The following is an 11,547-nucleotide window of genomic DNA, read 5'->3' on the forward strand; positions in this document are numbered from 1 at the left end:
TGGCGATATGACTCTCGACGCGGACGGCAGCGAAATTTACGTCGGAATCAGCAAATCCAGCCCGGACAAATATCAGGTGATCAAACGTCGGCTGTCCGATGGAAAGGTCACGTCGCTCATGAAGTTCGGCGAGGCCGAGCATGCATCGCTGCGCGCTTTGGACCGGCCCGAATGGGCATTCATGAGTTACGGGGGCAATCCCGAGGAGGTTCGAAGCCAGCCGGACTGGGCTCCATACTCGCGCGAGGTGATCGCGCTGCGTGTCGACGGCAGTCGAGAGGTCCGACGGATCGTGCAGACGCGGAACGCTCCGTTCGATTATTGGAGCGAGACACACGCCTCCCCGTCCCCTGATGGGTCGCAAGTGATCTGGTCTAGCAATTGGGGGGTACCGGGCGGACCGGTCTACGAATTCGTCGCCCATCTCGATTGGCCGCCGCAGCCGGATCTGAATCAAAAGGAGATTGCCACCAATGGCCTTCGTTAGCCGAATTTCCTTTGCAGCACTTGTCGGATGCCTGGCCTTGAGCAGCGCAACCGCGGCCGAAGCGCCGGCCGCCTACAAGCTCTCCCCCGGCGACACGGTGGAGATAGGAATTGCCTCAATAGCGGAACGAACGCAACGCGCGGTTGTCCAGATGGATGGCTCGATCGCGCTGCCCGAGTTCGGGATGATCCCGGTTGGCGGGTTGACGCCGGCCGAATTGCAGACGCGCATGGAAGCGGTGCTGCCAACCAAGATCGTCCACCAGCGTCTGCCTGATGGACGGGAGCAAATGATCGTCATCAAGCCGAGCGACGTCACGGCCGTGATCGCGGAGTACCGGCCGATCTACGTGACTGGCGATGTGCTGACGCCAGGGCAGCAGGCTTACCGGCCACTCATGACAGTCCGGCAGGCGATTGCGGTCGCCGGCGGTTTCAGCCTTCTGCGGTCGCGGGCAAGCCAAAGCGGACCTGATCCCGTTGATCTGCGACGCGACTACGAGTCGATCTGGGGGGATTACATCAGGGACTACTTTCATGGCGCCCGCATCCGCGCCGAACTTCAGAACCAGGCAGAATTTGACATGCAGCCGCCGCAGGGCTCGCCCCTGTCGAATGTATTGATATCGGCGGTCGCGCAGGCGGAAGCGGAGGGTCTCAGAATTTCGCTGAACAATTTTCAACAGGAGCAAAGCTATCTCGACAAGACCGCCAAGGATGCCGAGGCTGAGGTCGAGGTTCTGCTCAAGCGCGAGCAGACGGAAGCGGCAGCGGTGAAACAGGATGAGGACGATCTGGCGCGGGTCACCAAATCGTTCGAATCGGGCAACCTGACCAACAGCAGGCTCGCCGATGTCAGACGTGCGGTGCTGATGTCGTCGAGCCGGGCGCTCGAGACCTCGGTCGAACTCATGAGAACGCGGCGCCAGCAGGAAGACTTCGTCAGGCAGCAGGAACGCAATGAAAATCAACGAAGGATCGGCCTTCTGAACGAGTTGAGGGACACCGACCTTCGCCTCGCCGAGACCACTGCAAGGCTCCACGCAGCCAGCCAGAAGCTTCAGCCATCAGGGGCGTCCGCTCTTCCGCTGCCGGTCGCCGGCGAAACCTTCCAGGCGCGGATCACAATAACCGGTGGAGCCGGCGACGCGTCGAGAAGTCGACCGGTCGACCAGGACACTGAGGTCGCGCCTGGAGACACCATCGAGGTGAGGTTCAGCAGCGACCTGCAGAGCGCGGCGATCCAGTAGTTGCGCGACGTGAACCGACCCGGGAACGACGGTGGCTAATGCCTCGCCTCACGGCATGAAGACGGGGCGTCGAGAAATCAAAATGGAAAAATCCAGAAAGCGGGTTTGTCGTGATTGGTGAAATGGATGTCGCCAGCGCCTACAGCACGGGCCGTACCGACTTCATGGGGCTGAATTTGGTTGTGGCGCCCGGCGTGCTCGTCCCTCGCCCGGAGACGGAATTGCTCGGCAGCACCGCCCTCAATGTGCTTCGTGAACTTAATCGGCCGGTCCCGCGTGTCGTGGACATGTGCTGCGGGGCGGGCAATCTCGCCTGCGCCATTGGATACAAGGTCCCCACCGCGCGCGTCTGGGCGAGCGATCTCACTGACAGCTGTGTCGAAACCACCTGCCGGAATGTCGCCCATCTTGGCCTGGCCGGGCGCATTTCGGTGCTGCAGGGCGACCTGTTCAATTCCTTCTCGGGTCTGGAGCTCGAAGGCACGATCGATCTGGTCGTTTGCAACCCGCCTTACATCTCCGAGAAGCGGCTCGAAAACGACCGCGCGCACCTGATGGAACTTGAACCACGTGAGGCGTTCGCTGCCGGGCCTTACGGCCTGAGCATTCACATGCGGGTGATCAAGGAGGCGCGGCGCTATCTGCGGCAAGGTGGCATGCTGCTTTTCGAGGTCGGGCTTGGCCAGGACCGGCAGGTCATGAGTTTGGTTGAGCGTTCCAAAGCCTACGAGAGCATTCGCGCGGTTGCAAACAAAGCCGGTGAAGCCAGGGTGGTTTGTGCACGGGCCAAAGCGCCAGCGTGAGCCGCGCCATTGGTTTGCGCGCTCGGTTGGGAGGACGCCCTTAAAGCGGCCCAGCGATCAGTTTTCCTTGCTGAGCACGTAACGTGCAATTCCCTGGATGGAATCGAAATTCTCAGGCAGAAGTTCACTGTCCTCGACAGTGATGCCGAATGTCTCCTCGACGAAGCCGATAACTTCAAGCACTCCAGTCGAGTCTATGATGCCCTGGTCGAGCAACGACGTTTCAACCTCCAGGGCACGCGGGTCGGCCACGTAGAAATTTGACGCCAGAAAGGCGCGTATCTGATCGCTGTAGGTGTCAATTCTGTTGTTCGTGCTCAGCATTGAATTGGCCTCCGATCCAAATGATTTCCAGGTGTCGCTTTATGAAAGCGCTATTTTCTTGAGCTTGCCCGTGTCCGTCATCGGTAGACTGGACACAATCTGGATGGACTTCGGAATCATGAAGTTTTCCAGCCGCTTCTGACATTCCATCCGCAGCTGCTTTTCGCCCATGATCGTTCCTTGCTCCATGACGACAAACGCTTTCACTGCTTGCCCTAGCAGGTCGTCGGGAACTCCAACGACCGCGGCTTCCCGTACTCCCGGGATTTCCATCAGCACGTTTTCGACTTCCCTGGGCGCTACCTTTTCTCCCCGCGATTTTATGATCTCATCGCTGCGGCCGACAAAATAGAGGTACCCTTCCTCGTCCATTCGGCAGTAGTCGCCGGTGTACAGAACCTGCTCGCCGGGCAAAGGGCCAGGCTTGAGCTTCCTCGCGGTAGCCTCCGGCTTACCCCAGTAGCCCTTCATGACCGTTGCCCCGCGAATGACCAGCTGGCCGACGACATTGGGACCGACCCTTCGGTCATCCTCATCGACAATCCACATTTCGGTGTTCGGGATGGCGATCCCCACGCTCAACGGTTTTCGCGCAAGATCTTCCGGCGGAAGATAAGTGCAGCGTTTGCATTCGGTCAGGCCGTACATCGAATAGATGCGAGCATCGGCAAACAGTTCCTGGAGCAGGCGAATGTGCTTGAGCGGCAGTGCCGCGGCAGTGTTCGTGACATACCTTATGCTTGCAAAATCATCTGCCTTCAGCGTCTTGAGATCCGACAGCGCGGCAAAGATGGTTGGCACGCCGGGAAAGCCTGTAACTCTCTCCCTTTCGATGATCGCAAGTATCTGTGCGGGGAAGGCAAACGAGCGCTCGAGGACCAAGCGCGCCCCGGTACGGAATGCCATTATCATCTGATAGAGGCCGTAGTCGAAGGCCAGGGGCAAGACATTGAGGATCACATCGTCTTCGCCAAGTTCGAGGTACGAGGCAATCGACGTGCAGGCTGCCATCATGTTCCTGTGCGTCAGCATCACGCCTTTGGGTTCGCCGGTCGAGCCCGACGTGTAGATGATGGCTGCGAGATCGATATCGATGCGGCGGCGGGCCGGCGCTTTGCCGTGGCCGGCAGCCGCCTCATCCCAGCGCACGGCATGCGGCAATCCCCGGAGCTCGGCGACGTCCACCGAACCGGAGACGATGAGCCGCCGCAGCGACGGACAGTTACGCGCCGGTTCAGTAAAGATCGGCTGCAAATGTTTGTCGGTGATCAATGCCGCCGGCAGGCAATCGTTGAGCAAATACCCCAGCTTGTCGCTCTTGGTGAGCGGATTGACGACGCACACGACGGCGCTCGCCTTGAGAACCGCCCAGAAGCTGACCACGGTCTCGACGGTGTTGTCGGCGAAGATCATGACGCGGTCACCGGGGGCGACCCCGGACGTGACGAGATGATGGGCGACCGCGTTGGAACGTGTCTCAAGCTCATCATAGGCGAGCCGGTGCCCGCCGCACACCAGCGCCACCTTGTCGCCGAGCCGGCCGGCCGAATGGCTGAGGTAGTCGTGCAGCAGAGGGACGGCGCCATGCATCATACCAGCACCTCTTCCCTGTGCAGGCGATCGACATCTATCCTGAGGTCGACCGCACGCCCGCTTGATGGACGGCTTGCGACAAACTGCTGATGGAGGAGCTGCGTCGACAGCACGCCGACCAACGCCATATTGTCCGAGTTGGACAGATCGCCATCGCCGGTCTTGGCAGCGCATTTGCCCAGCAGGCGCGCGACCGAGTTCGGATCAAAGACATTCGCCGCGCGCAGGGCAGTCTCAGAGAGTGCTTCGCGGACATAGGCGGGTGCGCTATCGCCCATGAAGCAAAGTGCGTTGGGCGCCCGGTAGGGCTGCTTCTTGCGGGCCACGACTTCCGCGGGGACGATCGATTTCGCCACACGCTTCAGCACGTGTTTCTCATCCAGAATGCGCAGCTTGTAGTCGGCCGGTAGCGAATTCGCCAAGGTCACGAGCCTGTCGTCCAGGAACGGGAAGCGCCCCTCGACGGAGTGGGCCATCAGCATCCTGTCACCCTGAGAGGAGAGCAGGTAGCCCGACATCAGCGTCCTGATCTCAAGATACTGGTCCTGCGCGAGAGGACCCCATCGTGGAAACTCTTCGGGCAGACGGCAGAGCAGGTCCGCCACTGCGTCGTGGCGCGCCGCTTCGGCATGCATGTCGGCCGAGAACAGCCGTTTGATGGCGCTGGTGGTGCGCCAGCGGGTGTCATGCGCGAAGCCGGGCGCGCCAAATGCATGGATACCGTGTCCGAAGAACTGGCGCGCCATCGCCTGCTGCTTGACCGGCGAGCGGCTCAGATAGGGGTAGAGGCGTTCCAGCAGTCGCGCGCGTCGGGCGGATGCGGGCTGCCGCCCCCAGAAGCGGCGGACCTTGCCTTCACGGAACAGGTCGTAGCCGGCGAACATCTCGTCGGCCCCCTCGCCGGTCAGCACGACCTTGATGCCATGTTCGCGCACCAGCCTCGAGAGAAGGAACAACGGCGCCGGCGCGGTCCTGAGAATCGGACGCTCGGCATGACGGATCACATCCGGGAAGATGTCGGCGATGTCACCGCGCGAAACCATCACCTCGTGGTGCTCGCCGCCGCTCGCACCGGCAACCAGCCGCTGGTAACGGGTTTCATCATATTCGGCGTCAGCAAAACGCAACGAGAAAGTCTGGAGCGGCGCGCCGGCGAAGCGCCTCCCGAGCATGGCGACAAGTGAGCTGTCGAGCCCGCCGGAAAGGTAGCAGCCGACCGGCACGTCCGCCTTGACCATTCTAAGCGCCGTCGCGGCCTGCAAGGCGCCGCGCACTTCGTCCACCGCATCCTCCAGCGAGCCCCTGAAGGTGCCATGGGCCAGGTCCTCGCTCTCGGGATAGCAAGGTTTCCAGAAAGCGTGCTCACGAACGCTGCCATTGTCATAGATGCGGACATGGCCGGGGGTAAGTTCCTGTATCCCCTGAAATACGCCTTGCGGCGGTACGACCGTCCACAGCGTGAAAGTCTGGTCGACCCCCGCCGGATCGAAGGCCCGCGGTATCGCCGGGTCGGCTGCGAAGATGGCCTTAACTTCGCTGGCGAAATGCAGGCGGCCAGCGTGTTCGCACAAATGCAGCGGGCAGATGCCGAACCGATCGCGCGACAGGACGAGGCGGCCTATCAGCGAGTCCCAAATGGCGAGTGCCCATTGCCCGTTCAGCCGCTCGAACGCGCCCACACCCCAGGCGCGGTAGGCATGCACGACGACCTCCGTATCGCTGCGGGTGCGGAAACGATGTCCCAGGGCTATGAGTTGGTCACGCAGCTCGACGTAATTGAAGATCTCGCCGTTGAAGACGATCCAGGTGGTATTGCCTGTGTCGGCGAGAGGCTGCTGTCCGGTCGAGAGATCGATGACCGACAGGCGGGTATGCGCCAGCCCCGCTCGCCTGTCGCGGTAAAGGCCGCTTTCGTCCGGACCTCGATGGGAGAGCGCGGCTGCCATTCGTAGAAGCGCGGCTCGTGAAGGAGGCTCCGCAGCCGCGTTCAGCGCCACAATTCCGGCGATGCCGCACATGGGTCAATCCCTGTCCATCGCAGCGGGCAGCTGCGGCCGTGCGTGAAGATAGCGGGCGGCGCGGCGTTTGCTGACGATATCCTTATAGACCTTCTCGACCTGCTCGGCGGTGAGGCCAGCGGCGGCGGCAACCACGCCGGCCGAAATTCCGTGATTCATGCCATAGAGGCACAAATCCATCAACTGATAGGGCAAAGCGAAGTAGAACTCCTCCTGGGTTTGCGCCATGGAAAACGTGTCCGTGGTCGGCGGCCTTGTTCGGACCTCATTGTCAATACCGAGATACTCCGCCAGCTGGTAAACCTGGGTCTTGTAGAGATGGACGATAGGCATCACATCGGCGATGCCGTCGCCCTGTTTGACGAAGAAGCCCTGGTCATATTCGAGCCGGTTTGGCGTGCCTGCCACTGCATAGTTGAGGCGGTCCGCATGATAATACTCGGTCATCTTGCGAACCCGCTGCTTGTAGTTGGTGGCAGCGACGATCTGCAGGTAAGCCGCCGGCGACAGACGCACGGTGTCGATCTTTCCGTGCGGATCCTCGACCGTAAGGCGCGTGATATTGAGGCCGCTGCTCTCCAGCACCGATGCCATGACCAGCTTGCATTTCCAGCCTTCGCCATATCCAGGGACGGCAGTTCGGATGGCCTCGATCTGTCGGGCGTATGCGCCGATGCCTTCAAGCGCCGGCTCGATATCTTCAAGGATTGTGTCGATGCCAAGCTGCCCGGCGACACTGCGGCCAAGCCTCAACGAGTCGCCTGACGAATGGCGCTCCGGCATGAACAGGCCGAGCACCTTGTCCTTCCCGAACGCCCGTGCGCACAGCGTTGCGACGACCGAACTGTCGATGCCTCCGGAGAGCCCGACGACCACTCCGCGACGCCGTTGTGTGCCGAGAACCTGCTCGCGCAAAGTCTCGACGATGCGATCGATCTCCAGCCGGGCATCGAGCGCCAACACATCGCTGCTGAATTCCCCGATCAGGTCGATGACACTGCCTCCTGTTGGCGTGACTCGACTGAAGAGTAGGTCTCGGTCACAGCGTTTTCGATGAGCGGGCGATTGATGGTCAGATGGGGCTCCACGACCATGTCGATGTGAGTGCCGGCGATCGGAATGACGTCCAGATGGACGAATGCCCGGTCCCACCCGAGTGCAAGCGGCATTCCGGGCCGCGCGCAACGGAACAAGGTGCCGGTGATCGGCAGTATCGGCCTGGGTTCTGCCAGCCATCGGAAGAAGGCGCGCGCCCGCAGAACCTCCTGCAGTTCCAGTTTGGTTCTGAAGCTCGTCGGGTTGAACTGACCCTCGGCATAGCGGTCGAGGAAGCTGGCAAGCCGGGATTCGCAGTGCATTTTGACCGCGACCTTGGCAAGCGCGCGGCACGCCACCCGACTAGCCGATATACGATTGGTTCGGATCCGGTGAAATGTCCGGGTAATGGTCTCCCAACGCTTGCTGCGCTCGCCAACCAGACTGGTATCCAGAATGCCCGTGAACGCTACCGCTCGCCCTTGATCAAGCAGACGCGCGGCAACCTCAAAAGCGACCGCTCCTCCGAGCGAGTGGCCAAGCAGGCGAACACAGCCGGTAGGCTGCACGCGGTTGATATGATCGATTGCAGCTTCGACCATTGCGGCGACAGTGTTCTGACCTTGCAGGATCATGCCCAGGGCCGGATATCTGATGGGAGACACCCTGGCGACCTTGCTTATTGCCGATGCGAACGAAGCAAGGCTCGGACCATAGCCGACCGAACCGGGGAAAAGGAAAAGCAGTGGAGGCTCGTGTTTCCAGGCAGGCGCGTGCTCGCCGCCTCCTTGAGCGGAAATGACCGCTGCAACCATCTCATCGAAGCTCATTCCAACCGTGAAGGCTTCCAATCCGAGCTCCTGCCCGATCGCGCTTTCGATTTCCATCACGCAATGCAGCAGCTTCAGCGAATCTCCCCCCGCTTCATCCCAGCAGCCCAGGGCGACCCGCGTCTTGAGGACCTTGGTCCAGGCACGCCGTACGATCTGATGAGCCGGAACTTCATTTCCCGCATGGGGGATTTGCGGTGGGGGCGTTGTTTCCCGAACCGAAAGGTCGATTGCAGCCAGCATTGCCATATCGATCTTTCCGCTGGCCAGTCGCGGTATCTCGGCGCTTGCATGGAGCCGCAGCGGGCAAAGCGCCGGCGGCAATTTTGTCCTGGCAAGTTGGCGCAGCTCGTCGCAAAAACTGGCTCCCGCCCCGCCGTGCGGGACGGCGAACGCAACCAGTTCATTCGCCGGGGTGACGATAACCACGGCATCCTTCACCGACGGCGCGCCACGCAGAACCCGTTCGAGTTCGGCCGGCTCAACGCGCCGCCCATTGACCTTTATCTGGCGCCCTTTGCGACCGATGATCCGCAACAGGCCATCACTCCCAATTTGCACAAGATCGCCCGTCGCAAAGATACGAAGCGTCTGGTCGTCGGGATCTATTTCAAACGGAACGACTGCCCCATTTTCCCAATATCCGAGTGCGACATACGGGCTTCTGATCAACAGTTCTCCGATCTTGCCGGGCTGAACCGGGTAACCCTCTTCATCGACCACTGCGAAGCTGATACCCGGAAGCAGCCAACCGACGGGAGCTGAGGAATCGAATTCCGGCCAATCGTGCGGCAAGAACCACTGCGATCCAGTCGTTTCCGTCGATGAATAGCCGATCTGCACCAGGCAAGTTGGCGGGACAGCCTTGCGCACCAGGCGGATGTCGGTCGAGGACACCTTCTCGCCTCCAATTCGGGCAACCCTGAGTGAACCAAAGGCGTCCGCGGGCTCATCCGCCAGGAGAGCGCGAAGCAATGCCGGCACCAGATAGGTGATCGTCACGCCTTCCGATTGCATGCGGCCGCGAACCGCGCGTAGGCCGACGGCTTCGACCTCCACAAGCTGCAACGTAGCACCCGTAAGAAGAGCGGCAAGTATTTCCCGACAACCGGCGATGGTTGCCGGGCCGGTCATGGGCAAGAAAACATCCTGCGCATTGATGTGGCACGCGTCGACATATTGCTGCACCCGGCACAGCAAGCTCCGCTGGCTGTTGACAATTCCCTTGGGGCGGCCCGTGCTGCCGGAGGTATAAAGCACGATTGCCGGTGCATCGACAGAAACGGTACGGTGTCCAGCTGGACGAAGCGTTGCCTGCAACGATTGCGCTATCTCGATCCGGGCAACGTGCTGGGGCAGATCAAGGCCGTGGAGGCCTTTGTCGCCAATTATGGCGGAGAGCCTCGCGTCGGCGACGATTTCGTTGATGCGCGAGTCCGGATCTCGCACGTTAAGCGGCACCGACGGTCGACCGGATGCCATGCTGGCCAGCATCGCAACGGTGTACCAGACCGAGTTGGCCTGAAGTATTCCAACCGCATTTCCGTCGGGGACGACGGCTTCAATCCGGCTGGCCAAGGCCTCGACCGCCCGAAAAAGCTCGGAATAGGTCAGTCGGTTGGTGCCGTCGCTGGCGGCTAATTTTTCGGAATAACGCCCGGCGATTTCCCTCAGGTGATCAAAGACCGGAATATCGACGAAGCCAGTTCCCATCCGTTGATGCAGACGTAGAACGGGCCCGCCCTCGTCAAGAGCATGATCGGGAACTTTTGACCATCGACAAGAGACCACCGCTTGGTAGTCAGTCTGCACCGTTTGAATCGCCCTCGAAGATTCTAAATGCGCCAGAGACATAAGGGCCCCACGCTAGGATTGTTGCCGCTTATCGCCCCGCGGCATGATCTTTTCATCAATCATTCGGATGATGCGCGAGGCGGTCTTGATCGCTTAAATCGTTCGAAGTTGAGCATGCCAGCCTGCGCTCGCTCGGCTGTGCTACCTTACCGAAGTGTCGGGCTGTGCGCTGCGGTCCGCTTCGCCAGTGCCTGAAACGAAGCAGTATGCGAATACTTCCCCTCCAAGCTCATCCGTGACACGAACCCAGTTGTTTTCCCATGTCCTCAGGGTAACCTGGCGTCCTGTTGATATAGTCGCCGCCGTGAACGGGCTGGACGCATTGACATTACTCGCCGCAACCACGTCGTCCCCTTCCATTTGCTCTACCAGGTATGTTTGCATCACTGCTCCTGACTGCAGGGCATGGCCGGTTCAATTGCGTGTAGCTGGAGGCATGACCTTCCAACCGCAGGGAACGGATTTCGTTCCATGCAATAGGCAACCCTGCCGCCGGCAGTCAGCGTTCAGTCGCCCCGCCGCCCTGGCAGGACCATGGCCTAGCCGCTGAATGACTTGGTCAGGACTGAGCTATACTTTGGCGGAGGTGGACCCTCGCGCTGCGCCGCATACTTCTGGAACAGTGCAATCTTGTCGGGATAAGTAATCCGGATTTCGCTGTGACACCCCTCGCAGCGATATTTGGATGCAACCTGAAACCAGCGCCCGGGTTTCAGCAAAGCCAATCCGCAACGCGGGCATTTGAACGTCATTTCAAGAGGGCATAGATTCTGACACAGCGGCATTTTCGCAACTTCCATAAGAGATATCTAATGTTAGGCAACGGCAGCCGGCCGGAATCGTTCCTAGACGCCGTTCTTTTCGTCAGGCCGATGACCAACCCGGACGCCGGGAGACCATTTGCCCGCGATGCCAGCTTGACTGACGCAGGCCTGAACTCAGGCGCATCCCGCTTTCATGGTGACGTCGCGCCTGAGCGCCGATCGAACGGTCGTCAGAAGGTTTTGTGGGAACTTGTCACCGGACCTCGGCACCGAGCGTGATCGCTTGGGGCGACGACGGGCCGCACGGTCGACGACACGACCTCTAATCCGGACGCCGAAACAGCGCCGCGCGCCAGCACAAGAAGGACGAAAGCAGCGCAACCAGGCGGCACTCCTTGAGCATCTCGCCTATACCGGTGCGCTCGACAGCCGCGATCCCGACCGAATTGATATGGATATGGAGGCGCTATTGAAGAGAACCGACGCATCCCTTGGGGAATGCGTCGGTTCCAGAAGCTTACGCGTGGCGGATTTCCGTTCCCAGCACCTTCAAACATTCGCGGATGAACGCAGCAAGCGCCGTCCAGCCT

General features: G+C 60.7%; 7 protein-coding genes and 2 pseudogenes. 3 read left to right on the forward strand and 6 right to left on the reverse strand.

The features are described from left to right. From EN939_RS07295 to EN939_RS07305, 3 genes and pseudogenes are all read left to right on the forward strand, one after another. Positions 1–487 (forward strand): annotated as a pseudogene (locus tag EN939_RS07295) (hypothetical protein); the annotation flags it as partial. A 37-nt stretch (positions 488–524) separates the two neighbouring features. Then, complete coding sequence (locus tag EN939_RS07300; RefSeq protein ID WP_236383137.1) at positions 525–1,736, forward strand: polysaccharide biosynthesis/export family protein; 1,212 nt, start codon at positions 525–527, stop codon at positions 1,734–1,736. 110 nt (positions 1,737–1,846) lie between these two features. Next, complete coding sequence (locus EN939_RS07305; RefSeq protein ID WP_127267487.1) at positions 1,847–2,539, forward strand: N5-glutamine methyltransferase family protein; 693 nt, start codon at positions 1,847–1,849, stop codon at positions 2,537–2,539. 57 nt (positions 2,540–2,596) lie between these two features. On the opposite strand, the gene EN939_RS07310 is transcribed toward EN939_RS07305, so the two are convergent. The 6 genes and pseudogenes from EN939_RS07310 to EN939_RS38930 all read right to left on the reverse strand — a co-directional run. After that, positions 2,597–2,863, reverse strand: a complete 267-nt coding sequence (locus EN939_RS07310) for an acyl carrier protein (RefSeq protein WP_027036262.1) — start codon at positions 2,861–2,863, stop codon at positions 2,597–2,599. Positions 2,864–2,902: 39 nt separating this feature from the next. Continuing rightward, positions 2,903–4,456, reverse strand: coding sequence for a class I adenylate-forming enzyme family protein (locus tag EN939_RS07315; RefSeq protein WP_164748773.1), 1,554 nt, complete (start codon positions 4,454–4,456; stop codon positions 2,903–2,905). Then, positions 4,453–6,474, reverse strand: coding sequence for an asparagine synthase (glutamine-hydrolyzing) (gene asnB, locus EN939_RS07320; RefSeq protein ID WP_127267488.1), 2,022 nt, complete (start codon positions 6,472–6,474; stop codon positions 4,453–4,455). The genes EN939_RS07315 and asnB overlap by 4 nt, the downstream gene beginning before the upstream one ends. A 3-nt stretch (positions 6,475–6,477) precedes the next feature. Then, positions 6,478–7,461 (reverse strand): NAD(+) synthase, encoded by a 984-nt coding sequence (nadE, locus tag EN939_RS07325; protein ID WP_256754971.1) that lies wholly within the window; start codon positions 7,459–7,461, stop codon positions 6,478–6,480. Continuing rightward, the gene (locus EN939_RS07330) at positions 7,458–10,193 is read right to left on the reverse strand and encodes an AMP-binding protein (RefSeq protein WP_372958884.1); all 2,736 of its coding nucleotides are present in this window, start codon (positions 10,191–10,193) and stop codon (positions 7,458–7,460) included. The genes nadE and EN939_RS07330 overlap by 4 nt, the downstream gene beginning before the upstream one ends. Before the next feature lie 1,281 nt (positions 10,194–11,474). Further along, positions 11,475–11,547: pseudogene (locus EN939_RS38930) on the reverse strand (protease); the annotation flags it as partial.

It is taken from the genome of Mesorhizobium sp. M7A.F.Ca.CA.002.05.1.1, from assembly GCF_003998335.1.
Classification (GTDB): Bacteria; Pseudomonadota; Alphaproteobacteria; order Rhizobiales; family Rhizobiaceae; genus Mesorhizobium.